Origin of the sequence: Halorubrum ejinorense (genome assembly GCF_039522565.1) — an archaeon.
GTDB lineage: Archaea > Halobacteriota > Halobacteria > Halobacteriales > Haloferacaceae > Halorubrum > Halorubrum ejinorense.
Genome location: NZ_BAAADQ010000001.1, coordinates 349,408 through 373,766, shown reverse-complemented (window position 1 = coordinate 373,766; position 24,359 = coordinate 349,408). Strand labels below are relative to the sequence as shown.

Annotated in this window: 29 protein-coding genes; 11 read left to right on the top strand and 18 right to left on the bottom strand. The window is 66.7% G+C overall.

Features of this window, described 5'->3' with window-relative positions; all coding sequences use genetic code 11:
* The first annotated feature begins 553 nt into the window (after window positions 1-553).
* Window positions 554-763 (top strand): DUF7386 family protein, encoded by a 210-nt coding sequence (locus tag ABDZ89_RS01955; protein WP_343776162.1) that lies wholly within the window; start codon window positions 554-556, stop codon window positions 761-763.
* Window positions 764-901: 138 nt separating this feature from the next.
* Here the strand turns inward: ABDZ89_RS01955 and ABDZ89_RS01950 are convergent, their stop codons facing one another.
* The gene (locus ABDZ89_RS01950; RefSeq protein ID WP_371152136.1) at window positions 902-1,237 is read right to left on the bottom strand and encodes a type IV pilin domain-containing protein; all 336 of its coding nucleotides are present in this window, start codon (window positions 1,235-1,237) and stop codon (window positions 902-904) included.
* A gap of 240 nt (window positions 1,238-1,477) precedes the next feature.
* Here ABDZ89_RS01950 and ABDZ89_RS01945 point away from each other — a divergent pair, with 240 nt between their 5' ends.
* The gene (locus ABDZ89_RS01945; protein WP_343776158.1) at window positions 1,478-2,254 is read left to right on the top strand and encodes a hypothetical protein; all 777 of its coding nucleotides are present in this window, start codon (window positions 1,478-1,480) and stop codon (window positions 2,252-2,254) included.
* 37 nt (window positions 2,255-2,291) lie between these two features.
* On the opposite strand, the gene ABDZ89_RS01940 is transcribed toward ABDZ89_RS01945, so the two are convergent.
* Entirely contained in the window at window positions 2,292-2,669 is a 378-nt protein-coding gene (locus ABDZ89_RS01940) for a YccF domain-containing protein (protein ID WP_343776156.1), read from the bottom strand.
* A 361-nt stretch (window positions 2,670-3,030) separates the two neighbouring features.
* On the opposite strand from ABDZ89_RS01940, the gene ABDZ89_RS01935 reads away from it, so the two are divergent.
* The 3 genes from ABDZ89_RS01935 (at window position 3,031) to ABDZ89_RS01925 (ending at window position 6,372) form a co-directional block, all read left to right on the top strand.
* On the top strand, window positions 3,031-3,213 hold the full coding sequence (locus tag ABDZ89_RS01935; protein ID WP_343776154.1) for a hypothetical protein: 183 nt from the start codon (window positions 3,031-3,033) through the stop codon (window positions 3,211-3,213).
* Between the two features lie 291 nt (window positions 3,214-3,504).
* Window positions 3,505-4,743 (top strand): chemotaxis protein CheC, encoded by a 1,239-nt coding sequence (locus tag ABDZ89_RS01930; protein WP_343776152.1) that lies wholly within the window; start codon window positions 3,505-3,507, stop codon window positions 4,741-4,743.
* A gap of 90 nt (window positions 4,744-4,833) precedes the next feature.
* Window positions 4,834-6,372, top strand: coding sequence for a universal stress protein (locus tag ABDZ89_RS01925; RefSeq protein ID WP_343776150.1), 1,539 nt, complete (start codon window positions 4,834-4,836; stop codon window positions 6,370-6,372).
* 31 nt (window positions 6,373-6,403) lie between these two features.
* Here the strand turns inward: ABDZ89_RS01925 and ABDZ89_RS01920 are convergent, their stop codons facing one another.
* A complete protein-coding gene (locus tag ABDZ89_RS01920; protein WP_343776148.1) occupies window positions 6,404-8,029 on the bottom strand; it encodes a GMC family oxidoreductase in 1,626 nt (541 codons plus the stop codon).
* A 132-nt stretch (window positions 8,030-8,161) separates the two neighbouring features.
* On the opposite strand from ABDZ89_RS01920, the gene ABDZ89_RS01915 reads away from it, so the two are divergent.
* Window positions 8,162-8,782 carry a class I SAM-dependent methyltransferase gene (locus ABDZ89_RS01915; RefSeq protein ID WP_343776146.1) on the top strand — a complete coding sequence of 207 codons (621 nt, stop codon included), beginning with the start codon at window positions 8,162-8,164 and terminating at the stop codon, window positions 8,780-8,782.
* 165 nt (window positions 8,783-8,947) lie between these two features.
* Here ABDZ89_RS01915 and ABDZ89_RS01910 read toward each other — a convergent pair whose 3' ends face one another.
* From ABDZ89_RS01910 to ABDZ89_RS01870, 9 genes are all read right to left on the bottom strand, one after another.
* On the bottom strand, window positions 8,948-9,208 hold the full coding sequence (locus ABDZ89_RS01910) for a DUF7123 family protein (RefSeq protein WP_343776144.1): 261 nt from the start codon (window positions 9,206-9,208) through the stop codon (window positions 8,948-8,950).
* A 5-nt stretch (window positions 9,209-9,213) separates the two neighbouring features.
* Complete coding sequence (locus ABDZ89_RS01905) at window positions 9,214-9,477, bottom strand: DUF8028 family protein (RefSeq protein WP_343776142.1); 264 nt, start codon at window positions 9,475-9,477, stop codon at window positions 9,214-9,216.
* Between the two features lie 333 nt (window positions 9,478-9,810).
* The gene (locus ABDZ89_RS01900) at window positions 9,811-10,215 is read right to left on the bottom strand and encodes a helix-turn-helix domain-containing protein (protein WP_343776140.1); all 405 of its coding nucleotides are present in this window, start codon (window positions 10,213-10,215) and stop codon (window positions 9,811-9,813) included.
* A gap of 174 nt (window positions 10,216-10,389) precedes the next feature.
* Window positions 10,390-11,448 carry a sulfite exporter TauE/SafE family protein gene (locus tag ABDZ89_RS01895; protein WP_343776139.1) on the bottom strand — a complete coding sequence of 353 codons (1,059 nt, stop codon included), beginning with the start codon at window positions 11,446-11,448 and terminating at the stop codon, window positions 10,390-10,392.
* Complete coding sequence (locus tag ABDZ89_RS01890; RefSeq protein ID WP_343776138.1) at window positions 11,438-11,602, bottom strand: DUF7512 family protein; 165 nt, start codon at window positions 11,600-11,602, stop codon at window positions 11,438-11,440. The genes ABDZ89_RS01895 and ABDZ89_RS01890 overlap by 11 nt, the downstream gene beginning before the upstream one ends.
* A gap of 258 nt (window positions 11,603-11,860) precedes the next feature.
* Entirely contained in the window at window positions 11,861-13,036 is a 1,176-nt protein-coding gene (locus ABDZ89_RS01885) for an inorganic phosphate transporter (protein WP_343776136.1), read from the bottom strand.
* Between the two features lie 12 nt (window positions 13,037-13,048).
* Window positions 13,049-13,507 carry a YeeE/YedE family protein gene (locus ABDZ89_RS01880; protein ID WP_343776135.1) on the bottom strand — a complete coding sequence of 153 codons (459 nt, stop codon included), beginning with the start codon at window positions 13,505-13,507 and terminating at the stop codon, window positions 13,049-13,051.
* Window positions 13,507-14,064, bottom strand: coding sequence for a YeeE/YedE family protein (locus tag ABDZ89_RS01875; protein ID WP_343776133.1), 558 nt, complete (start codon window positions 14,062-14,064; stop codon window positions 13,507-13,509). Before ABDZ89_RS01875 ends, ABDZ89_RS01880 begins: the two co-directional genes overlap by 1 nt.
* Before the next feature lie 8 nt (window positions 14,065-14,072).
* Window positions 14,073-15,266: an MBL fold metallo-hydrolase gene (locus tag ABDZ89_RS01870; protein ID WP_343776131.1), complete on the bottom strand. Its 1,194-nt coding sequence runs from the start codon at window positions 15,264-15,266 to the stop codon at window positions 14,073-14,075.
* 248 nt (window positions 15,267-15,514) lie between these two features.
* Between ABDZ89_RS01870 and ABDZ89_RS01865 the strand changes: the two genes are divergently transcribed.
* Both ABDZ89_RS01865 and ABDZ89_RS01860 read left to right on the top strand, forming a co-directional pair.
* Window positions 15,515-15,760, top strand: a complete 246-nt coding sequence (locus tag ABDZ89_RS01865; RefSeq protein WP_343776130.1) for a sulfurtransferase TusA family protein — start codon at window positions 15,515-15,517, stop codon at window positions 15,758-15,760.
* Window positions 15,761-15,762: 2 nt separating this feature from the next.
* Entirely contained in the window at window positions 15,763-16,347 is a 585-nt protein-coding gene (locus ABDZ89_RS01860) for a DsrE/DsrF/DrsH-like family protein (RefSeq protein ID WP_343776128.1), read from the top strand.
* Between the two features lie 190 nt (window positions 16,348-16,537).
* Here ABDZ89_RS01860 and ABDZ89_RS01855 read toward each other — a convergent pair whose 3' ends face one another.
* The 4 genes from ABDZ89_RS01855 to ABDZ89_RS01840 form a co-directional block, all read right to left on the bottom strand.
* Window positions 16,538-17,170, bottom strand: coding sequence for a helical membrane plugin domain-containing protein (locus tag ABDZ89_RS01855; protein ID WP_343776126.1), 633 nt, complete (start codon window positions 17,168-17,170; stop codon window positions 16,538-16,540).
* Window positions 17,171-17,172: 2 nt separating this feature from the next.
* Window positions 17,173-18,312 carry an NAD(P)/FAD-dependent oxidoreductase gene (locus tag ABDZ89_RS01850; RefSeq protein WP_343776125.1) on the bottom strand — a complete coding sequence of 380 codons (1,140 nt, stop codon included), beginning with the start codon at window positions 18,310-18,312 and terminating at the stop codon, window positions 17,173-17,175.
* Window positions 18,309-18,554, bottom strand: coding sequence for a sulfurtransferase TusA family protein (locus tag ABDZ89_RS01845; protein WP_343776123.1), 246 nt, complete (start codon window positions 18,552-18,554; stop codon window positions 18,309-18,311). The genes ABDZ89_RS01850 and ABDZ89_RS01845 overlap by 4 nt, the downstream gene beginning before the upstream one ends.
* Window positions 18,555-18,754: 200 nt before the next feature.
* The gene (locus tag ABDZ89_RS01840) at window positions 18,755-19,609 is read right to left on the bottom strand and encodes a 4Fe-4S binding protein (protein ID WP_343776121.1); all 855 of its coding nucleotides are present in this window, start codon (window positions 19,607-19,609) and stop codon (window positions 18,755-18,757) included.
* A gap of 551 nt (window positions 19,610-20,160) precedes the next feature.
* Here ABDZ89_RS01840 and ABDZ89_RS01835 point away from each other — a divergent pair.
* On the top strand, window positions 20,161-21,165 hold the full coding sequence (locus ABDZ89_RS01835) for an arsenic resistance protein (protein ID WP_343776119.1): 1,005 nt from the start codon (window positions 20,161-20,163) through the stop codon (window positions 21,163-21,165).
* A gap of 64 nt (window positions 21,166-21,229) precedes the next feature.
* Here ABDZ89_RS01835 and ABDZ89_RS01830 read toward each other — a convergent pair whose 3' ends face one another.
* Window positions 21,230-21,628: a helix-turn-helix domain-containing protein gene (locus ABDZ89_RS01830; protein WP_343776117.1), complete on the bottom strand. Its 399-nt coding sequence runs from the start codon at window positions 21,626-21,628 to the stop codon at window positions 21,230-21,232.
* A 288-nt stretch (window positions 21,629-21,916) separates the two neighbouring features.
* Between ABDZ89_RS01830 and ABDZ89_RS01825 the strand changes: the two genes are divergently transcribed.
* A complete protein-coding gene (locus ABDZ89_RS01825) occupies window positions 21,917-22,621 on the top strand; it encodes a type 1 glutamine amidotransferase (protein ID WP_343776115.1) in 705 nt (234 codons plus the stop codon).
* 62 nt (window positions 22,622-22,683) lie between these two features.
* On the opposite strand, the gene trxA is transcribed toward ABDZ89_RS01825, so the two are convergent.
* Window positions 22,684-23,091: a thioredoxin gene (trxA, locus tag ABDZ89_RS01820; RefSeq protein ID WP_343776113.1), complete on the bottom strand. Its 408-nt coding sequence runs from the start codon at window positions 23,089-23,091 to the stop codon at window positions 22,684-22,686.
* Between the two features lie 286 nt (window positions 23,092-23,377).
* On the opposite strand from trxA, the gene ABDZ89_RS01815 reads away from it, so the two are divergent.
* Window positions 23,378-24,298, top strand: coding sequence for an NAD(P)/FAD-dependent oxidoreductase (locus ABDZ89_RS01815; RefSeq protein ID WP_343776111.1), 921 nt, complete (start codon window positions 23,378-23,380; stop codon window positions 24,296-24,298).
* Window positions 24,299-24,359 lie beyond the last annotated feature (61 nt).

Here is a 24,359-nt window from a genome sequence, read left to right as displayed (position 1 = left end):
AGCTATCTTATCAGATTTTACTATTACTAGACTTTCCGACTTATTTCACTGTAGACACACGGATCGACCGTTCGTCGAGCGAACGGCCTCGTCTGAAAAATGAGCGTAAACTGCTTAAAAGCGTTTAAAACAGACAAGTAGGCCTGAGAGTCTGTATATTCTACGTTGCGCGCGCGCAGCTCTCGGCGATCCCGATCGGACCTGCGTCCACCCAAACTTGTATCGACAAACCTCGAAAAACCGGCCGCTTATGAGCTTTTATAGCAAATAGCGAGAAAGACAACCCGAGATTCGCCACAATCGTCTTTCGAATAGCTTCGAACGTGATTTTATATCAGAATAAAAGGGAATAATTACTCTAATCAGTTCGCAAGAACGTTTGTGTCGCACAGAAACAGTTCCTCGCCCGCGTCCGTGACTAGCGTTCCCTGAAATCCGTCGTGTTGCGAGTGGGAATCGTCGGATTGCGGCCGATCCGTCGGACATACTTCAACAGAGTGCGGTTCAGTCACTCCGGCGCGGCGAGCGACCGCAGTACATTCAATGTGTATGAATGATCTGTCAAGCCAGAATCAACGTCACCGACGAACGCGAGTTCCAACTTGAGAACGGGACCGGGGTCTCGGCGAAAAGTCCCGACGACGATTCTCCGATGAGCGTGGTGATCGACGCCCCGCTCGCGCATCTGATCCATCCACAGGAGAACATCTGCGAGGCTTGCGACGAGATCGATCCGGTGACGATCCAGCAGTTCAATATTTAAGTGGTTGGCTTACGGTACCGAACAGCAATCCAGAGTCGGCGGCGGTGACATGGTTTTAATCTCGCTTAACAAGGGAGATAGAACTCTATGAAAAGAGGGTTCCGCTTAATAAGATAGTCAGCCGCCGGGGCTGATCGACTACGGCGTGGTTACGTTGAACGAACGGAGAACCGATTCCTCTCCGTTCGGCCCAGTTGCGATCACGTTGTAATCCCCTTGAGAGCTGACCGTGACGCTAGCCCCAGTGCTGTTTATCGGAAGAGTCCCCGTGTAAGACGAAACCCGGTCACCAGTGGTTGAATTCACAATATCAACACTTTCAGCCGTTCCAGTATTAGTGAGCGTTACAGTAGCACTTCCTGTTCCATCCCCATCGACAGTCACGCCGGCCGTGGCCGATCCACCGATCTGATCACCGAGTCCGAGCACGAACGTCCCGATGACGGCGGCCAGAATGACGGTGATTGCGACCATCAGTATGACTCCGATTACCGGACTCACACCGCGGTCATCGTTGTTGAATAGGTTGCCTGGTTTCATAGTTGAACCCAGCAGGGTCCGATGAGCGCGATCCCGGATTAGTCGCGGGTCACGTCTCTCGGGTCGCTGGCTACTGAAGGGTAGGCAGATCCTGTATAAATACTTGATGGCCCACCTCTCACTCGTGAAAATTAGTCCGGCACGTTCAAGCTGTAAGTGTCCATTACTCAAGGTATGAGCCCCACGGCCCCAGCCCTCGCCCGGACGTACAGCGACCGGGAGTACCCGGACCCATGGGAGAAGGTCCTCGACTACCGACGCGTTCGGGAGTACGCGGCCGAGCACCCGGCCCACGGTCGCACTCGCGTCGGGAACACGCTCGACCTCCCGCCGAGTCGCGTGCGCGGGTGGCTAAAGGGCGGCATGCCCGACCCGGTCCGCGGCATTCAGACCGGCCTCAACCACGGCTGGCTCGATCCCGACCCGGCAGGCGAGACCGCGGCCGCGCTCGTCGACCTCCTCGCGCACGTCCTCGCCGGTGGCAGTATCAAGACCCAGACGTACGTCCCGTCGGTGACCGTGGGGCGGCGCCTCGAGACCGACGACGTCCGAGCGGTCTTCGACCGAGTCGGCGTCGAGACGGCCGTCCGCCGGGCCGACGACGACGGCCGTGCGACCGAGGTGGTACCGGAGTGTGACGGCTCGGTCCTCGGTCGGTGTCTCGTCGCGATGGGTGCCCCGACGGGCGAGAAGGTGGGCCTCGACGCCTTCCCGTCCGTCGCGTGGGACGTGCCGGAGTCGGCACGGGCGTCGTTCGCCCGGATCTACCTCGACCACCGAGCGACGGCGTTCGCCGGCAAGCGAACGATGGTCATCCGAGAGGACCGACCGTCGGCGTATCTGGAGGGGCTTCGCGACTTCTTGGCTGCCGTCACCGGTGGCCCGGTGACCGTCGGCAACGGGAACGTGACCGTTTCGGCGGACGCCGTCCGCGAGTTCTGTCCCGCGTAGCGATCCGAGCTCGCCGGCCTGGTATCGACCGTCGGCGTCACCCGTGGAACCGGTACAGCGACGTGACGTACGGCAGCCGGTTGAGCATCCAGACCGCGACCGGGAGCCCCACGACGGTGATCGCGAGGAACGACGCCACGTTCGCCCACAGCAGGCTCAGCCACCAGCCGACGAAGACGAAGTAGACCGCCCGGACGGCGAGCGAGCGCTGTCCTCGCGCCGAATCGGGCTCGGAAAGCGACCGCGGCTCCGCGAGGGTGAGTACCGTCGGGACGAGGTTGATCAGCTTGATCCCGACCGGGAGCAGGACGACGGTGACGTTGAGCAGCCACGCGGTGTTGACGACGATCGGCGTTACCCACCAGCCGACGAACACGAACCACAGCGCGCGAACCGGGAGGGATCGTTGTGTCATGACTCCCGGTAGATCCCCCGGTGATAAACCCGTATCGCCGATCCCGCGGCCCCCGAATCGACCACATAACCGGCGTACAGACATGAACGGGCCGCTTTCGCGGCGACCGGGCGGAACCGATCCGTTCGTCGTGAGCCGCTCAGTGACCGGACGCGGTGACGCATCCGCAGAGGTACTCGCTCGGTGCCGAACAGCAGTGACTCACACCGGAACACGCTCGATCGCCGGTCGAAACGTCCGAGAACCGGACGAACGGACCAGTCCGTCCGGACGGATGAGGGTAGTCGACCGGATCGGTCTGTGGTCGACCGACGGACGTGATTGGGATCAGAACTAAGCCGAACTCCGCCGAACGCTCTCTATGTCCCTCCGACGCAACCTCTACACGGCCGCGTTTATCGGCGGATCGTTATCGTACATCTTCAACGTCCTCGCGTTCACGGGCGCGTTCGACGTATTCCGCTGGTTCGTGTTCGCCGCCGCCTTCCTCGGGTTCACGTACGCATTCGAGCAGTTCATCGGTTGGCAGACCGACTCGGCGTGAACGACCCCCCTCGCGAACGCCACGCTCGCGGCGCCGCCCGACTGCGCACGACCGTGGCGAAACCCGAGACAATCTCCGGGATAATTCTCAACAGCAATACTTGGAGGGGATACGTTTTTGACACGTCTTTGAATTCACACTTACAGTGGCCCGATACATGAATCAGGGAGATCCGCCCGGTCGTGAACGGCGCACTGGCGTCCGTTCGAACGCGGCCGCTCGGTCAGGCGATCCTAGTCGTTCACAGCCAGCTACCCCCCGACAGACCGCGGTCCGGTCCGAACGAACCCGATGAGAGTGGAGGTCGACGCGCTCGGACGGTTCAATCGGCTCGCTCACGAGGGATCGGAACGAGCGGCTCGCGCGCTCGGTCAACTGACGGGCGTCGAGCCGGCCGTCGAAGCGACGAGCATCGACCTGCTCCGTCAAAGCGACATCGTCGCCGACTTTCGAAACGAGGACTTGATCGGGGTCGCGACCGAGTTCTCAGGCGGCATCACCGGTACTGCGCTGCTCGTGTTCAACCGCGCCGGCGCGAGGACGCTCGTGAAGAGCCTCCCCGGAGACACGGACGCCGAGACGAACGTGGAGCCGCGACTGACCGAAGTCGGGAACATACTGTTGAGCGGCTTCATCGACGGCTGGGCCGACCGCCTGCGACGCACCATCGATCAGGACCCCCCGACGTGTCTCACCGGGAGCGGGACGGAGATACTCCCGGAGCGAACGCCGTCGGACGGAACGCCCGGGCAGGTTACGACGGTCACCAGCGTCTTCGAGACGTCGGCCTTGGCCGTCGAGACGTCGGCGTACTCCTTCTTGGAGCGGGAGTCGTTCGAGTCCGCTCTCGTCGAGGAGTTCACCGACCGGTCGACCCCGGTTCCGTTGGATAAGCTACAGCTCTTCAGCCGGATGGCCGCCGTGGGCGGAGCGACGGCCGGCGACAACATCACCATGATGACCGGCATCGACACGACGGTCGACATCAGCCGGATGAGATTTCTCAGGGTCGAGCACCTCTCCGCGAAACTCGGCGACGACCGGCAAGTGGGCGTCGCGGTCGAACTCACCGGGCTGCCGAGCGGATACGTGCTGGTCCTCTTCGACGAACCGTCCGCCAAGACGGTCGCGGAGGCCATGGGCACCGGTCCCGTCGGTGGATCCTTCGGATCGATGCATCGGAGTGCGATCGAAGAGATCTGTAACGTCATGATCAGCGGGTTCGTCGACGGCTGGGCGAACGTGCTCGGCACCTCCAACCAACACACCCCGCCGGAGTTCGTCCACGACTTCGCGTCGGCGCTCGTCGACCCGATAATGGTCGACCTCGCGACCGAACAGGAGTACGCGTTCGTCTTCGATACCGTCGTTCAAACGTCTGAAGAGGCAGTCAGCTGCCAGATTTACGCCCTCCCCGAAGAACGGGAACTCCAGCGAGCACTCGAACGGCTGTCGCCTGACGAGCTCTCTGCGGACATCGTGTCGCGGATGCGCGCCGATCCGGACTCCGTTTTCGGCGGCGATGTGTAAGGCGAGCTCCGTTCTCGACACCGCCGCCACCTCAGCGTCCGCGGCGGACGCTCCGCCACGCTCTTGACCGCCACGGGCGAAGGGGGAGTAATGCTGGACAGGGTGCGAGCGAAACTCGCCGCCGCTCGCCTACGGGCGCGTCGGATCGAACGGCGGGAGCTCGCGGAGCTCCGGCAGTGGACCGCGGACACGACCAATCTCCTTCACTTGACGACGCTGTTGCTCGTGCCGGTGCTCATCGCCTTCGTCACCCAGATAACGAACCTGACTGACCTCTCTTTTCTCCTCTTCCCGCCGCTGGCGTCGGGGACCTACACGCTCTTTGCCGACCCGCAGGGGAAGTACTCCTCGCCGCGGACGTTCGTCGGCGGCCTCGTGGTGGGAGCACTCGCGGGGTGGGTCGCGCTGGAACTCTCGCTGCTCGGCGTCGGCGGCGTCTCGGCCACCGCGATCAGTCCGCTCAGCGCCGGTCTGTCGATCATGCTCTGTGGCGGCCTGACGTGGCTCGCCGACGTCGAAGAGCCGGCCGCCTTCTCGACGGCGCTCTTGGTCCTGGTGAGCGCGCGCGGCGACGCGGTGCTCGTGTTCGGCACCGCTGTCGATCCGGCGGCGGCCTACGTCGTGGGCGTCGCGGTCTCCGGCGGCCTCGTCGCGGGCGCGTTCGCCGTCTGGCGCACGTGGTTCTACGAGGAGCGCGCCCGCTACCTCTACGGGACGACGCAGGCCGACGACCACGTGCTGGTGCCGATGCGCGGGGAGACGAGCGAGGCGACCGCGTTCTTCGGGGCGCGGCTCGCGGCGGCCCACGACGCCGGGAAGGTCGTCCTCCTCGACGTCGTCGACGACGCGGAGATGGCGGCCGCAGAGCGCGCGGTGCTCGCCGACCACGACGCCGCGACGCCGGAGGACCTGCCGGAGTCGGTGCGCACGTCGTTCGACGGCGACTTCGAGGAGGCGGTCACGGACCGGGCGGCGGCGACGGCGGCCGAGCGACTCGAACGCCACGCCGCGGACATCCGGGAGCGGTTCGACGTGCCCTGCGAGGTGGTCGTCGCGGCCGACGGCGATCCGACGCGGGTCGCCGTCGAGACCGCCCGCGCGACGAACTCGGACCTGCTCGTGACGCCGTACGAAACCGAAGACGGCCTCCTCTCGTCGTTCACCCGGGGCGTTTTCGCCGGCCCCCTCGACGCCGTCGCGTTCCGGTCGACGAACGGCGTCGACACCTGGCGGCGCGTCCTCGTCTTGGTCGCCCGCCCCGGCGACTCGGCGCACGCGATGATCGACTTCGCCGAGCGACTGGCCGGCGAGAGCGGCGGGGTGAGCGTCTGTACCTGTATCGACGCCGAGTCCGACCGCAGACAGGCCGAGACGAAGCTGGCGAACCTCGTCGAGACCGCGGCGGGGCCGGTCGAGACGCGCGTCGCGCGGTCGGAGGTAACGGCGTTCCTCAGCGCGAACGCGGACACCTACGACCTCGTCCTGATGGGGTCGAGCGGGGACCGGTCCGCGGCCTCGCGGCTCGTCTCCCCGCCGACCTTCGAGCGCATCCAGGACATTCAGTGCGACGTGGCCATCGTCGACCGCGGCGACGCGGACCGCGACGTGTGGGCGTCGCGAGAGAGGTGAGACCGTCGGCGACGCGCGCGGCGGCGCCGCGTCAGTCGGTGGTCGCCGCGACCGGCCCTTCTGCGGGCGCCGCCCGATCGTCACGGATCAGGTCCGCCGCTCGCTCGGCGATCGCGATCGTCGGCGCGTTCGTGTTGCCGCCGACGAGCGTCGGCATCACGCTGGCGTCCGCGACGCGCAGTCCCTCGACGCCGTGGACGCGGAGCCTGTCGTCCACGACGGCCGCCTCGTCGTCGCCCATCTTACACGTGCCGATGGGGTGATACACCGTGTGGCACTTCTCGCGGACGTGTTCCGCGATCGCCGCGTCTGACCGGGCGTCCTCGCCCGGCCACACCTCGTCTCCGACGTACTCCGAGAGCGGCTCCTGTGCGGCGATCTCGCGGGCGCGTTTCACCCCCTCGACGAGGGTCGCGACGTCCTCGCTCTCGGCGAGGTAGTTCGGATCGATCCGCGGCGCGTCGAACGGGTCGTCCGACGCGAGCGTGACGCGGCCGCGGCTCTCCGGCCGGAGCTGCGTCGCACCGATCGACAAACCCCTCCCGTCGGCGGGGTTCGCGAGTCCGTGCTCCATGAAGTACGAGGGCGCGAAATGGAACTGGAGGTCCGGCCGCGACTGCTCCTCGTCAGTCCGCACGAAGCCGCCCGCCTCGCCGACGTTGGAGGTGAGTCTGCCTCGCTTGAACACGAACCAGTTGAGAATGTCTAAGAGCCCGCCGGCGTCGTCGAGCGTGCTCACGTCGTTCCCCGTCTCGTAGACGGTGAACACGAACAGGTGGTCCTGGAGGTTCCGACCGACGCCGGGCGCGTCGACCGTCACGTCGATGCCGTGCTCCGAGAGGTGCGCCGGGTCGCCGATCCCCGAGAGCATGAGCAGGTGCGGCGAGTTGACGGCGCCGGCGCTGAGGATCACTTCGCCGCTCGCGCCGGCGACGCGGGTCCGGCCGTCCTGTCGGTACTCGACGCCGGTCGCGCGACCGTCCTCGATGGTCACCTCGGTCACCTGTGCGCCCGTCTCGGCGGTGAGGTTCGGGCGGTCGAGGACGGGCTTGAGGTACGCGTCGGCCGCGCTGTGGCGCTCCCCGTCCTTCTGGGTGACGTGGTACATGCCGACGCCCTCCTGTTCTGCGCCGTTGAAGTCGTCGTTCCGGTCGTAGCCGGCCTCGACGGCGGCGCGGACGAACGCCTCGGAGGCCGGTCGCGGCGAGGTCTGATCGGCGACGTTGAGCGGACCGTCGGTCCCGTGGTACTCCGCGACCGACGGTTCGAACGTCTCCGCCCGCTTGAAGTACTCCAGCATCGAGTCGTACTCCCACCCGTCGTTCCCCAGGTCGGCCCAGTGGTCGTAGTCGGACCGGTGGCCGCGGACGTAGATCATCGCGTTGTTCGACGAGCAGCCGCCGAGCGTCTTCCCGCGGGGCCAGTAGAGCTCTCGGCCGTCGCAGTGCTCCTGCGGCTCGGTGTAGTACTCCCAGTCCGTCTCGGTCTTGAAAAGCTCCGGGAACGCCGCCGGGATCCGGATGTTCCGCTCGTCGTCGGGCTCGCCCGCCTCGAGCAGCAGCACGGACGTCTCCGGATCCTGTGTGAGTCTGTTCGCGAGCACACAGCCCGCGGACCCGGCGCCGACCACGACGAAGTCGTACCCTTCTTCTGTCATGGACGATCGTGCGGGTGGTGGCCAATTAAGTGCATTCGTGAACGTACAATACGGTAACACGTCACGATCTTCCGGTCGTTTCCGCTGGGGACCCTTCAACGACGTTTTATATCTCTCACGAAGTCGACACACGTGGACCCCGATACCGTCCGAGACGCGTGGACAGACCGGGCGGGCAGATACTCCCCGGCGTACTACTCACATTACGGCCCCGACGAGACGAGTGCGCTCGTTCGCGAGGGCCTCGGCACGTGCGTCGGCCCCGACGCGAGCGTGCTCGAACTCGGCTGCGGCTCCGGCCGTCACCTCAAACACCTCGCCGACCACGGCTTCGAGGACCTCACCGGGATCGACATCGACGCCGGCGCGTTCGACACGATGCGGGAGACGTACCCCGAACTCGCCGCGGACGGGACCTTTCACTGCGCTCCGATAGAGGACCGCATCGAATCGTTCGACACCGGACAGTTCGACGCGGTCTACTCGGTCGAAACGCTTCAACACCTCCATCCCGACGTCGAGTGGGTCTTCGCGGAAATCGCTCGGGTCACCGACACCGTCCTCGTCACCGCGGAGATCGAGAGGCCGGTCCAGGAACCGCCTGACCCCGACCCGGACGTCAACTACGTCGACGACGACACGCCCCTGTACTACCGCGACTGGAGCGAGATCTTCACCTCGCTCGGTCTCGAGGAAGTCGGCGTCGTCCGCGGCGACAGAGACACCACGCGAACGTTCCGCGTCTCCGACTGACCGCCGGTTCTGGCGTTTCCGACGGGCTCTCTGCTCTGAACCGAGAGGTGTCTCCCGGGACGGTCGCGGAGGTCTCCCAGGACGGTCGCGGAGGTCTCCCAGGACGGTCGCGGAGGTCTCCCGACACCGCCCCGTCGAAGCAAAGCCGACCCGACGACCGTCCCGCTACGCCGACGAGATACGCCACGTCGTCGCGCCCGTGTACGACCACTGCTCGATCTCGATGTCCTGGACGGAGCCTTGAAGCTGGACGAGGAGCGCCCCGATCTCCTTCGGCGAGAGGTCGACGTCGTCGGCGATGAACTTCGCCTTGACGTAGGCCTCGCCGCCGGCGGCCTCCTCGCGCAGGAACGACGCGAGGCGGCTGGCTTTCGTGCTGGTCGACTCGGGCTCTCGGTCGTCGGTCGTGGTTGTGTCGGTGCTCATGGCGTTCAGTCGGAGTTCTCGGGAGCGGCGTGGCCGTGGCCGAGCAGGAAACACGCGACGTGGACTGCGACGAGGACGAGCGGACTGCCCGCCGCCTCGAAGGGTGCGACACCGTAGGCCGCGGGGACGTACGCGAGCGGCAGCGCGACCGCCGCCCAGAACGCGACGGCCCGAACGCCGGCGGCCGCGCGGCGACCGCACGCGGCGGCGATGGCGGTCCCGTGTCGGGCTGGCGTCGGCAGTCGCGTGGAGGACGTGCTGGATGACATGGGGCGTTCGTACTTGCGACCAACACGGACAGGGGCATATAACGGTGAGAGCGTTGACGCGTCTTCACTCGGATTCACCGGCTCTGTGGTTCGTTCGGGTCGATTTACGCTCGACAGCGACCGTTTAAAACGGCAGCAGGAATAGTTAGACCGTTTATCGTGGGTACTAAGCGGTTCCTTTGTGATGTCCCACGTCGCGGCCGGCTGTCGGAACCTCTCCGGTGATCGCCTCGCCGATCGTCGGCTGGCGAGGGCGATCGAGGTGCGCCGAACCGGCGCGCGTCGAGCCGGCGCGGCGGCCGCGCAGCGACCACCGGCTGCCGCGGAGTACCGTCAGTTTTCGGCGGCGGGGGCCGCGGTCTCGGACTGCTCGTACTTGCTCTCGAACTCGCCGATGAGCTGGCCCATCTTCGCGTACCAGTCGTTGAGTAGCCGCTGCATGTCGTCGGTGATCTCCGCCGAGTCGCTCGGCGAGTAGACGTGGTAGTAGCCGCCCTGGTCGTAGTTGATCTGCTCTTTCTCGATGATCCCCGTCTGGAGCAGGCGCTGGACGGCGCGGTACGCGGTCGAGCGCTCCCGGTCTACGTGCTCCGTGAGTTCGTCGACCGTCAGCGGTTCTTCCGCCTCGACGAGCGCCTGGAAACACTCCCGGTCGAGGTCTTTGAGCCCGTGGAAACACTCCAGTAGCCCCTCACACTCCATGTCTTGACGGAGCTGTTCGGCCATCGAGTCTGGCATCGGTATCGACAGAACGTATGCCCCGGGCGAATAAAAGACTTTTGTACATATCGCACAATTTTGCTGAGGGCGCAGAAACCGGGGGGAACGGTCGGCTGCGAGCCGTTCGTCCGCCGAGAGGTCGCCGCGGCGGACGGCCGAACCGAACTCCGACGCAGACTACGTTCGAACGGCTCAGTCCGCGGCCGTGACCGTCTGCCGACGCGTCTGTCGGAGGGAGGTGACCGTCGTGTAGAGGATCGCGGCGGCGACGACGACCGCCGCCCCGATGACGAGGACCAGTCCGACCAGTTCGAGCGTGGGGTTACCGAGGAACGAACCGACCTCACCGATCCCGACCGCGACGGCGCCGATCAGGAGCATCCCGCCGAAGTAGACCTTGATCCCGTCCGCGTCGACGATGGCGGTCGCCGCGGACCCGACGCGCGCGCCGAGCGCGCTCCCGAACAGCAGCGGGACGACGATCCCGAGATTCACGCCGCCGCCCTGTCCGTAGAGATAGCTCCCGATGCCGCCGGAGAAGACGATCTCGAAGAGGTCCGTGCCGACCGCGACGGGCACCGGCACGCCGATCGCGTAGATCATCGCCGGCATCCGAATGAACCCGCCGCCGACGCCGAGGAAGCCGGACAGGACGCCGGTCGCGAAGGCGACGGCGGTGATCACCCACGCCGAAACGCGGACGTCGCCGCGGAGCGTCACCATCGGGGGAACGCGGACGGTCCGTTGGATCGTCTTCGCGACCTCGGGTATCTCGTACTCGCTGAGGTCCTTGTCGGCCGCCTCGTGGTCGACGCCGCCCCCGCCGTCACCGCGCAGGGCGTCACGGGTCACCATGGCCCCGACGCCGCCGAGCAGCACGACGTAGGCCACGCTGATGACGCCGCCGGCCAGTCCCAGCGACTCGAGGTAGTAGACGCTGGCGCGACCGACCTCGATGCCGATGGTCGTTCCGGTTATCATGATCGCGCCGAGTTTGTAGTCGACCTGCCCGAGGTCGTGGTGTTTCAGCGTCGCGATGACCGCCGTTCCGAAGACGAACGCCATCCCGCTGCCGACCGCGACGGGCGCCGGGTAGTCCAGCATCAACAGCGCGGGCGTCACGAGGAACGACCCGCCCATGCCGAAGAACCCGAACAGGACTCCCACGACGAGGCCGAACCCGACGAACAACGCCAGCATCTCGGGGCTCGTCCCGAGGAATCCCGCGCCGCCGAGCAGACTACTGAGCATCCGGTTCACCTCCGACTACGAGTCGCATCAGCGGCCCGCCGACGAGCCGTTCGAGTCCGCCGTACCCCGCGTACAACACGATCGCTTCCAGCAGGATCGTCCCGATGAGCAAGGCCGTCTGCGGATCCCAGGTGGGAATCTCTAGTCCTGCCATCGACTCTCACTCCGATGTCCGACCGCGGAAATTCGTTGTTGGCACATTTCTGCTCAAGAACTCCTACCCGCCTCGTGCCTATAACGGTTTTGGGTTTATCGCACAATACTATATTCGGGTAACCTCGGCCGGAGTATCCGTAACTTATGGCGAACGTATCGCCCGCCGGCGGCTCCGGAACCCGGTCGCTGTACGTCTCTGATCGACGCAGGCGGTCCGCAGAGAAGACAGCCGCACGGCGGCGCCACCCGCTCGCCGCTACAACACCAGCGCGCTCGCGCCGTACGCGAGTCCGAACGAGAGGGCGAACGACCCCGCCCACGCCCCCGCAGTCAGGAGAATCTTCTCGGGGTCTACCGCCTCGCGCCCGCCGACCGCCGCGCCGCTCCCGATGATCGCGCTCACGACGATCTCGTTGAACGAGACGGGGACCCCCAACAGGACGGCCAACTGCGCGATCAGGAACGAGGGGACGAGCGCGGAGATGGCGCGTCGGGGGCCGAGCGACGAGTAGTCTTGTGCGAGCGACTTGATCATCCGGGGGGCACCCATCCACGACCCCGCGAGCATCCCGACGCCGCCGCCGACGAGGACGGCGACCAGCGACACCGTCTCGACCGACTCGAGGAGCGGAATCAGCGGTCCGACCGCGAGCCCGACCTGGCTGCCGCCCGCGGAGAACGCGACGAGCGACCCGAGAGCGAGCAGCACGTGACGGAGTCCCCCCCGTCGGTCGCGACCGACGTCCCACCGGACCGCGGCGGCGACGCCCACCGCCGCGACGCCGGTGACCGCGACGGCCGCGGCGGGGCCCTCGACCGCCAGCAGCCGCTGTGTAACGCCGCTCGCGGTCCCCGTGGCGCCTCCCGCGCCGAGAAAGCTGAACTGGACGTTCACGAGGACGACGGCCACGAGACCGACGAGGACGGGGACGCTGTACCGCTCGGGCACGTCGGGCCGCGGGAGCACGCTCGCGATGGCGTAGGCGATCCCGCCGCCGACGAACGGCGTCAACACCCAGACGGTCGCGATCTGCTGGTACTTCGCCCAGACCGGCGTTCCGCCGAGGGCGAGTCCGACGCCGATGACGGCGCCGGTCACGGTGAACGCGGTCGCGATCGGATACCCCGTGAGGATGCCGACCGCCATCAGGCCGGCGCCCAACACCAACACGAGGATGACGCCGGCGACGGGCATGGTCATTCCGCCGACGAGCCCGCTCCCGACGGCTTCCGAGACGTTTCCGCCCTGCGTGACGGCGCCGACGAACCCGAAGACGCCGACCAGGAGGGCGGCTCGCATCGTTCCGATGGCGTTCGCCCCGACCGCGGGCGCGAACGGGGTCGCGCCGCTCGACCCGGCGCCGATCACCCACGCCATGAACAGGCTGGCGAGCGCCGCGGCGACGAAGAGGGCGGTGAAAGCGAGGTCCATCTGAAACGGGCGTCAGTCGGCGCCCGTCGGCGCGGCGTCCGAGGCCGGACTGCGGCTGCGCCAGTAGCCTTGGGCGTACGCGCCGAGGAACATCCCGGCGAGCGCCCACAGGATCGTGACGTTACCGACGCCGAGGCTGGCGTACGCCGCGCCCGGACAGATCCCGGAGAGCCCCCACCCGACGCCGAAGACGGCGCCGCCGACGAGGACGTTCCGGTCGAACGGCTTCAGCCGCCGCTCGTAGGGCCTGCCGGTGAGCGGCGCGGCGTCCCGAATCCGCGGGAGCAGCGCGAAGGCGAGCCCGGAGACGATAGCGCCACCGAACATGACGAACGGCAGCCCGAGGTCGTCGAACTGCAGGAAGTTCAACACGACCTCCGGGCGCGCCATGTGGCTGAATCCGAGACCGAACCCGAATATCAGGCCGCCGACGAAGACCAGCGGCTTGAACAGGGGATGTCGGTCCGCCATTACGGGCTCACCCCCAGCGCGGCGACGACCTGTGCCGTTCCGATGGCCACGGCCAGGAACGTCACCACGCCGACGAGCGACGTCTTCGACGCCGATCCGACGCCGCAGACGCCGTGTCCGGACGTACACCCCTTGCCGACCCGGGTACCGATACCGACGAGGATGCCGCCGAAGAACAGCCGCCACGGCTGGACGTCGGTCCGCCACAGCGTCACGCCCGCGACGTCGTACAGCTGTCCGGTGGCTCCGGGCTCGTACAGCGTACTCGATACCAGCCCGGACTGGAACGTCGCGGCGAAGGCCAGGCCGCCGAGCACGATGCCGGCCGTGAACACGACTCGCCAGTCCCGCGAGGCGACGTACTGTTGGAACCGCGACTGCCCGGAGACGTACGACAGCGTCGACTCGAGGAACGTGCTCGCCCCGGCCGGGATACCCGTTCCGAGGTAGACGACGACGGTGCCGAGCCCGACGAGAAGCCCGCCGATGGCGTAGCGACTGATCCCGTTGGGGAACAACTCGGCGGCCATCTGGAGCGGGACTGGATCAGTCACCATTGGCGGCGTCAGTCACCCGCGAGCGAGTCCTGGCTCGCCGCGCAGTTGTTCGGGCCGAGTTCGAGGGTGAACGCCTCCTCGTCGTCGACGGCGTGTTGGCCGAGGTTCGTCGCGATGATGTCCTCGTAGTTGGCCGGTCGGGGCGGCATATCCGAGAGGATCAGGTCGACGAAATCGTCCTCGTCCATCGTGAGCGCGTCCATCTCCGCGACGAGCCGGCCCACGGGCGCGGTGTAGGTCCCGTCGGCGGCCGGCTCCGCGGCGTCGCTGAAGTGTGCGCCCCCGATCAGCGTGTCGTCGGGCAGCGTCAACACGCGCTCTTGGAGGGACTCGTAGAGCATGCGGGCCGCGTCGGGCGCCCCCTCGTCACCCTCCTCGAGGTCGGGGCGGGCGACGCTCTCGATGAACAGCCCGTCACCGGTCGCGAGCAGGCTCCCGTCGACGAGGTAGGAGGTCATTCCCGTGGTGTGGCCCGGCGTGTGGACGGCCTCGATGGTGGCGTCGCCCACGCGGAACTCGGTCCCGTCCTCCGCGGTCGTCAGATCGTCGGCGTACGTGACGCCGCGGTCGACGGCGGCCGCGGGGATGACGCCTTCGACGCCCTCCTCGTCGAGGTCACGGATACCCGAGATGTGGTCCGCGTGGATGTGGGTGTCCAGCGCGTACCGTAACTCGACGCCGAGGTCCGCGGCGTCCGCGAGGTAGCGGTCGGTGAACGCCCGCAGCGGGTCGATGATCGCGGCCTCGCCGTCGTCGTAGAGGAGGTAGCCGAGACAGCCCGACGAGGGGCGCTGGTACTGTACGAGCGTACCGGCGCCGTCGTACTCGGTGACCTCGACGGTCTCGTAGATGCTCGCCCAGCCGTTCATCCCGTCTTCGAGGTGATCGACGTCGTACCCGCGCTCCGCGAGCGTGCCCGCGACGTACTCGCTGGCGCCGCCCTTCGCGCACAGGACTGTCACCTCGCGGTCGTCGGGAACCCGGTCGAGGACGTCGTCGTCGATCTCGTCTTCGAGGAACTCGAAGTACGGGACGTTGATCGACGTGACGTTCTCACCGTCGATGCGCCACTCCTCGTAATCGGAACGCATCCGCGTGTCGAGGAGCGTCACGTCGTCACCGGCGTCGATTCGGTCCTTCAGCGTCTCCGGCTCGACCGACGCCACGGAGACGTCGGGAGTCGGGAAGTCGTCAGCGTTCATATCGGACAACCACACCTACCGGCCTGACGCACAAAAGCATTTTCATAGTATTTCCTTTACTAAGCAATACTATGGTCGCTGAAGAAACGCTTCATACTAGAAGGACCCAGAAAACAAGACTTTAATCGGGTCTATGGCTGGGTTCGGTCTGAGAGTAGTTTGTGATAAACACAAGAACCGACAATCTTTTACTTCGGCATCGGGTATTGTGCGTTAGCTCCAATACAGACCACCGGAGCAGATAACCAATGAGTGCTGAATACGACATCGCGGAGACGCTCGACGTGAAAGGCGCATCGTGCCCCATGCCTGTTGTGAAGACGAAGGGAGCCATCGACGACCTCGCGGTCGGCGACGTCCTCGAAGTGCTGGCGACCGATTCCGGCAGCATGAGCGACATCGACGGATGGGCGGCCGGCACCGCGGGTGTCGAACTCGTCGGTCAGGAAGCGGGCGACGACGTGTACAAACACTACGTGCGCAAGACGGAGTAACGATGAGCACGGACACATCCGACGCCCCGTCCGACGGCGCCGCGCCCGACGACGCGCCCTCGCGCGCGGAACTGGCCGCGCGCGTCGACGAACTCGAGGCGGCGCTCGCCGACGCCACGGGCGAGGACGGCAAGAAGATGAGCATCATCGCGACGAAGGGGACGCTCGACATGGCGTACCCGCCGCTCATCCTCGCCAGCACCGCCGCCGCGTTCGGCTACGAGGTGACCGTCTTCCACACGTTCTGGGGGTTGGATATCCTCCACGAGGAGCGCTCGAAGAACCTCAAGCTCAGCTCCGTCGGCAACCCCAACATGCCGGTCCCGAACGCGGTCGCGGCGCTCCCCGGCATGGACCGCGTGACGACGAAGATGATGGAGCGACGCATCGCGGACAACGACACCGCGACCGTCGAGGAACTTCTCGAGACGAGCCTCGACATGGGCGTCGAGTTCCAGGCCTGCCAGATGACCATCGAGCTCATGGACTACGACGAGAACGACTTCTACGACGGCGTCACCACCGGCGTCGGCGCCGCGACGGCGCTTCAGGACATGGCCGACGCCGACATCCAACTGCTCGTCTGAGCGTCGTCGGTCGAACGCGCTCAGACGCGCTCGAACGCGCTCGAACGCGACGCCGACCGCGACCGTCGGGGGTTCGCTCCGCCGCCGACGGTCACCGCTGTTCCCCCTTCTGACAGTAAAAGCGACAGCCGCCCCGACACCGAACGCCCAGCGACGGCGACCGCCGGAACGGGTGCTCCGGTCGGCCGACTCAGTCGGCGTCCGACGCGTCCTCGCTCCGCTCCGCGCCGATCGCGGCCGCCAGCGTCAGCAGGTAGCCGAGCCCGTGCTGAACGTCTGGGTCGCGCAGTCCGCGCACCAGCCCGACGGCGCCGAGCGGCTCGGGCGACGCGCGCTCCGCGTCGCCGAGGCCCCGGAGCAGCGTCTCGATGCCGTCGCGGGTGTCGTCGTCCGCGGCGGTCTGTGCGACCTCCCCGAGCGACGAACCGGTGGCGGCCAGCGACCTGACCATCTCGTCGTCGAGCGCGGCGGCGGCCAGCGACCCGACCTCCGCGACCTCGGCCAGTTCGTCGAGCGTCCCGCTCCGCTGGAGCGCGAGCACCGTCTCTAGGGCCTCCCGTAGCTCGTCGCCGTTCTCGCCGACCGTCTCCGCGAGCGCGACCGTCTCGTCGGTCGCGAGCCCGTCCGCGGACTCGGCGAGCGTCGACCCGGTCGCGGAGAGCTCGCGAACCATCTCGTCGTCCAGCGCGCTCTCGCCGAGGGCGAGCACGTCCAACAGCTCGTTGACCGCGTCGAGGCGCTCCACGAACTGCGCGACCGCCTCGGGATTCCGCTCGATGGCCGCCTCGAGGGCGACCTGCTCGGAGGCCGTGTCCCGCGTCATGGTCAGAGCAGCCCCCGTGCGGTGAGCCAGTAGGACTCGTTGTACGCCAGCTTCGACCAGTGGAGCTTCTCCGAGGGCGGCGCCGGCGACGGCGGACTCTCGTAGTCGAACTCGACGAACGACGCCGCGTCCATCCCGGTCTCGATGAAACACAGCGTCTTGCCGTCGTAGGTCGCCGTCGCGGGGCGACCGCGGATCTCGCTGGCTATCCGTTGACTCACGACGCCCGCCTGGTAGTGCGCGACGCTTCCGGCCTTCGGCACGCCGGTCGTCGCGGCGTCTCCGAGGGCGTACACGTCGTCGGCCGCCTCGGCCTCCAGCGTGTGTTTGTCCACGTCGACCCACCCGCGGTCGCCGAGCCCGGCCTCCTCGACGACGTCGACGCCGCGGTGGGGCGGGATCGCCGCGAGGAGGTCGTACTCGATCTCGGTGCCCTCCATCGAGCCGATGACCTTCGCGTCGGGGTCGACCGACTCGGCGTTGAAGAACGTCTCCACGTCGATGTCGCGTTCCTCCATGAGCGGTGCCGCCCACTCGGCGATGTGGGGGTTCCCGTGGACCCGCTGGACCGGGTACGTGTACGTGATGTCGATCGCGTCCCGGAGCCCGCGCTCGCGGAACCAGTCGTCGGCCATGAAGACGAACTCCAGCGGCGCGGCGGGACACATGTGGGGCGTTCCGACGACGCTAAGCACGAGATGTCCCTCCGTCATCGAGAGCAGCTCCTCGCGGAGCGCCAGCGCACCCGACTCGGAGTAGTAGTCGTGACCGCCCTCCGCGAGGCCGGGGATCTCCCCGTCGGCCAGCGTCGAGCCCGTCGCGACGACGAGGTAGTCGTACTCGAGCGCGTCGCCGTCGGCGAGCGCCAGCGACTTGCGCTCGGTGTCGATCGCGGTCGCTCTGTCGACGGTCAGGGTTACCCGCTCGTCGACGAGTTCGCTGAGCGGCCGTCGCCCGTCCGCGGGCTCCCGCTGTCCGAAGGGAACGTACAGCCAGACGGGTTTGTACACGTGGTCGGGGCCGTCGTTGATCAGCGTCACCTCAACGTCGCCGGCGTCGATCTCCGCGCCGAGCCGCTCCGCGAGGTCGTTGGCGAGCACCGCGCCGCCGGTGCCGCCGCCGAGGATCGCGACGCGCGTCATCCCGAGACCCCCACGTAGAAGCCGTACTCGTCGCCCGTCTCGTCGACGGCGATCAGCTCGTTGTCCGTCTCGTCGACCCACTCTGGCACGTCGGTCAGCGACCGATCGCTGTCGCTCAACAGGAGGACCACGTCGCCGGCGTCTGCCGACCGGACCTGCCCGATGAGGTCCATCAGCGGTCCGGGGCAGGCGGCCCCGCGCGAGTCCACGGTGTCCGTCGGTTCGATGTCGAGTTGGGTCATGTACGCGTGGAAGTACGCGGCCCGCCGTAATAGTATTGTGTAGAATACCCATTTATTAAGAATACTGACTATTCGTCCGGTCACACCGGTGTTGTCCGCGGTTCCCGCCGCCTCGTTGACGCCGTGGAGCCGATCGCGTCGGCGACGAGGGGCCGTGACGCTCGATTCAGCGCACCGTACACGACCGAGTCGCTGTCCGCCTACTCCGCGTCGAACGACAGCGCGTCCGTGGGGCACTCCTCGACGCAGGCCGAACACTGGAGGCAGTCCCCGTGGTCCACGACGCCGTCGGCCTCGCGAGTCGCACCCTCAGTGCCTCCCCACGAGAACACGTCGCCGTGGTCGGTGACCTCCCGGTCGGCGTACTGTCCCGGGTTGATATCCTGACGACACACCGTCCCACACCGGCCGCAGTCCACGCACGCGTCCGCGTCGACTTCGACGCGCGGTGCGGGGTCGCGGCCCAGCGCTTCCGCGATCCGATGGACGGCGTGTGAGAGCGTTCCGGCCGGACAGACCTGACACCAGGCGCGCTGGTGGTAAACGACGCCGAGACCGACGGCGACGAGCGTGCTCACGGCGAGCATGGTCAGGAACGGGACGCCGAGCGATCCGCCCTGTCGCCACGCCGCGCGGATCCCCGTCGCGAGAAGCCCGAACGCCGTCGCCGCCACGACGACGCGGATCAGCGGGTGATTGAACCAGTCCGGCGTTCGCTTCCCGCGGCTGAACAGTCGAACGTAACCGTCGAGCAGCCCGCCCCGGGGACAGAGGTGGTTACAGTAGAACCGCCCCCGAACGGCACCCACTCCGACCGCCGCGGTGGCACACCCGACGACGCCGACTCCCGCGAGCACGGGGTACCAGATCGCCGCTACGAGCAGCCCGACGAAGGCGACGCCGAGATACCGCTGTCGCCGTCGTCGCCGCTCGATGGTCTCGTCGTCGACCGGTCGCCGACGAACGGTGTCGAGTCCTCGTTTGTCGAACCACGGGTCGCCGCCGCGCACCCGTCGGAGTCGCTCGACCAATCGGACCGTTCGCTCACCGGCCACCGCCGATCGCACTCGGTCCGTGAGTCTCCTCGCTCGTTCTCGCAGGGGCATGCTTGACGCGGACGAGTGTATCGGCGTGTTCCACCTAGTAATTGTGGGTATTTCACAATTCTAAGCTTTCCGCGGGTCGATTACGTATCCCCACCCCGGCTCGAACGCGTTGAGGATCGAGAGATCGTTTCGCAGAATTCCTCAAATACACGTTCCAATGCCCTCTGCTCGCATTCAGTGCGAGCCGTGCCCTCGGAAACCCATGCGAGTGTCACCCGCACATTTTTGTACGAAACGCACACAAGTAAATGCGTGGCGCCCGAGACACTCTTCGAGTTCATTGGATCGCACACTGGCTTCGGTCCGAGCGGGACGGTTCTCGCGCTCGCCTCCGGACCCGTCGAGGCGTCGGGCGGTAACGCCGCCATCGGCCCGGACCGGGAGCGTTCACGGACCACGGAGCGAACTAGCCCGGCGGCGATACTCCGCCCGCCCGTCCGACGAGCGGCGGTGTCCCACCGGGTCGAACGACTGGACATAGGGCGGGTCACCGACGCGAGATGATACGCGCGTTCCTCACCGGGGTCAAAGAGCACCTCATCTACGTCGTCGTCGGGTCTCTCGCCGTCGGACTCGCGTTCGGCCAGGTCGCCGGTCCGGCGACGAAGGGCGCACTGAAGATCGCCGTCACCCCGATCCTGTTCGTCATGATCTACCCGATGATGATCAACGTCGACCTCCGAGAGGTGGTCAACGTCCGGGATCACGCCGGACCGGTTGGGGTGAGCCTGCTGGTCAACTTCGGGATCGCCCCGGCGCTGGCGATCGGCCTCGCTCGGGGCTTTTTCGGCGGGAACGTCGCCTACGCCGTCGGGCTGTACTTCATCGCCCTCATCCCGACTTCGGGAATGACGGCGGCGTGGACCGGCCTCGCCGACGGCGACCTCGAGGCGGCACTGGTCGCGATGGCGGTGAACCTACTGGCAGCGGTCGCGATCCTGCCGGCGTACCTGTCGGTACTCGTGCCCGCCAACGTCGGGTTCGATCCGTCCGCACTGTACCGGCAGCTCCTCCAAATCGTCGTCGCGCCGATGGTCGCCGGCACGCTCACCCGCGGGCTGTTGCTCCGGCGATACTCTCCGGAGGGATTCAAACGGCTGAAACCCCTGTTCGGCGGGCTGTCGTCTCTCGGCGTACTGTTGATCGTGTTCGTCGCGATGACCTTACGGTCGAGTCAGATCCTCGCGGATCCGGTCGCCTCGGCGAGTACGATCTTCCCCTTGGTGGTGTTTTACGCCGCGCTCCTCAGCGTCGCTGTCCTCCTCGGACGGGCCCTGCTGGACCCGCCGCGGGCGGTCGCGCTGGTGTACGCCACCAGCATGCGCAACCTCTCGATAGCGCTGGCGATCGTCGTCGCCGCCGAGGCGATTCCCGCCGCCGCGGTCCTGCCGATCGCGCTGGCGTACGTCATCCAGCCACCGTTGGGTGCGGTGTACATGCACTATCGGCGTGACGTCGTCGGCGAGGGGCTCTCGATCCGCGAAGCGGCCGCGCGACTCGTCTGAGCCGAGCGCGTCACGCCGCCGTAATACGGCGGCGCCCGACGTCCTCGCCGGAACGGCGCCTCGATCAGTCCCGGACGGGTGGCGAGTCGGGCCCGGTGTCCGGTATCGCGAAGTCATCGATGGCCCCGTCGAACTCCGTGTACCAGTCGTTGAGCGTCCGGTACATGTCACGACTGACCGCTCCGGAGTCCACGACGGAGTAGACGTGACAGTAGCCGCCGTCGTCGTAGTTCACCTGCTCCTTCTCGACCACTCCGGTCGCGAGCAACCGCTGGACCGACCGGTACACCGTCGACCGGTCGTGCCCGACCGCCGCCGCGACGTCGTCGACCGTCAGCGGCCGATTCGACGATCCGAGCGCCCGGAAACACGACTCGTCTAACCCGGTGTGCCCGTAGAAACAACCGAGCAGCGCTTCACAGTCCATGTCCCGTGTGAGCTGGTCAGCGACCGAATCGACCATTCCGAGACGGAGTACGGAGCAAGGCCACTTAATACATTTGCGTATTTTTCACAATACTAAGCGGCGAGACACCGATTCGGACTCCGTGTTTCGACGTCGAGACGGCGCCGGATCACCCGGCCTCGTCCGCGTGCGACGCCAGATACAGCCCCCCTTGACGGCGCACGTGCTGACACTCGCCCGATCACGGTCCGCGGTGGACCCGGTCAGAGGTGACCGCAGATCAACTGTGCGTGTATAGTACATTACACACAAAAGTACTTGGCGTTACCACTCCTCGGGTACAGTATGAGCCCGGCACTCGCGGTGATCGACGCGTCAGTGGGCGACACCCCGGCGGAGTCGAACCTCCGTCGCGAACTCGACGCGGACCTCTCCGTCTACAAGATCAGCGACGGCGAGTTCCCGCCGTCGGTGTCGGCGGCGGACTGGCGCTTCGACGGCGTCGTCATCAGCGGCTCGCAGACCTCAGTGTACGACGACCGCGACTGGATCCACGAGGCGACGGAGTGGGTCCGCCGGGTTCACCGGTCCGACGTACCGATCCTCGGAATTTGTTGGGGCCACCAGTTCCTCGCACAGGCGCTGGGCGGCCGAGTCGCCGACATGGGTGCGTACGAACTCGGGTACGAGCGGATCGAACGCGTGGGGGAGGACCCGTTACTCGAGGGCGTCCCCGAGACGTTCACCAGCTTCGAGACCCACTCAGATCGGGTCGTGGAGCTCCCCGCGGGCGCGGCGACGCTCGCTCGCAACGACAACGGTGTACAGGCGTTCCGCGTCGGAAGCACGTACGGCGTCCAGTTCCACCCGGAGTACGACCGCGAGACCGCGGTCTGGGTGACGGAGGGCAAGGACCTCCCGGACGAACGCGTCCGCTCCGTGCTCAACGGTATCTCCGACGAATCCGTCGAGGCCGCTCGGGCGAGTAAACGGATCTTCGATAACTTCCGACGCCTCGCTGAAACCCATCAGCCGGTCCAGCGGGCCTGACCACAGTCGCCCGCGGAGCGGCTCGCCGCGAGTCTCCGCGGGCCGACACCGCCGCGGCGCGTTCAGGCGTACCGTTCGATCACCGAGCGTAGCTCCGCCTTCTGCTTTACACCCACCATCTGTTCGACCTCCTCGCCGTCGGCGAAGAGGGACATCGTCGGGACGCCCCGAACCTGGTGTCGCTGTGCCAGCCCCTGGTGCCGGTCGATGTCGACCTTGGCCACGGTGGCGTCGGTCTCGGCGGCCAGCTCCTCGACGATCGGTTCGAGCATCTGACACGGACCACACCAGTCCGCGTAGAAGTCGACGAGAACGACCCCGTCCGCCGCGACGAGTTCGTCGAAGTGGTCGTCGCCCTCGACGTGAACGGGTTCGCGTCGACCCTCGACGGCTTCGGCGGCGCCGCCGTCCGTCGCTCTCTCCCGTAGCTCCTCGAGCTTCTTTCGTCGGATCTCGTCTCGATCGCTCATCGCGTCTCCCTTGCGGCTAGATCCATATAATGGTTATGTGTGTTATGTACAATATCTACCGAGCGGATTGATGCCGATCGACATCCGATGTCAGCGTACCGGCCGTGTTCGACCATCCGAGCGTGCCGACAACACGAGACGATAGAGGCGGTCAGGCGCGTCCATGTGCGTTTGAATCTGCTTCCTCCGGTAGCTGCTGTGCGTTTCAGAGCCGTGTGAGACGCCGCGCGCGATCTCCGTGCGGCCGGAATACATAAGTGAGTATAGTACAAAATATACAATACGCATGTCTGGTGTCGCGATCATCGGCGGCGGCCCGACCGGACTGAACGCCGCCATCTACACGGCCAGAGCGGACAGGCGGACGCTCGTGTTCGACGACGGCGGCGGGACGACCCGCGACGTGGACACGATGGAGAACGTTTACGGATTCCCGGAGGGCGTCACCGGTCCAGAGCTCGTCGACTTGGGTCAACGACACGCGAAGAAGTACGGCGCCGAAATCGTCGAAGAGGAAGTCGTCCGGATCGAACCCGACGACGAGCGGTACCGGATCGAAACGACGGTCGACGAGTACGCCGTCGACGGCGTGATCATCGCCACGGGCGCCGACTACGAGCGACCGGCCATCGGAGACGTGGCGTCGTACGAGGGCCGCGGCGTCTCCTACTGCGTCGAGTGTGACGCGTACTTCTACCGAGACAGCCCCGTCGCCGTCGTCGGGGACGACAACTACGCCGCGACGGAGGCGCTGATGCTGCTCGACTACACCGACGACGTCCGGATTCTCACCAACGGGTCGTCGTTCGAGGCCGACGAGGGGCTTCGAGAGCGAGTCGCCGACGCGGGGATCCCCGTGACCACCGACCGGCTCGACCGGCTCGTCGGGGAGGAGGGGCTCGAAGCCGCTGTCACGCGCTCGGGCGAGGAGATCGCGATCGACGGGCTGTTCGTCGCGCTGGGTACCGCCGGCGGCACCGACCTCGCGGAGATGCTCGGGGTCCCCGTCGACGGCGACGACATCGTCACCGACCCCGACCAGTCGACGCCGGTAGACCGGGTGTACGCGGCGGGCGACGTCACGGGCGGGCACCAACAGATCGCCACCTCCGTCGGGGAAGGGGCCCGCGCGGCGATCAACCTCCTCGAGGAGCTCCGCGGTGCGGACTACATCGACTACAAGAAACTCGAGTCGCAGCCGGCCTGACCGACTCGTCGCTGCCGAGCCGCCGTCCCTCCCGCCTTCGTTGCCCGCACCGATCCTCGGT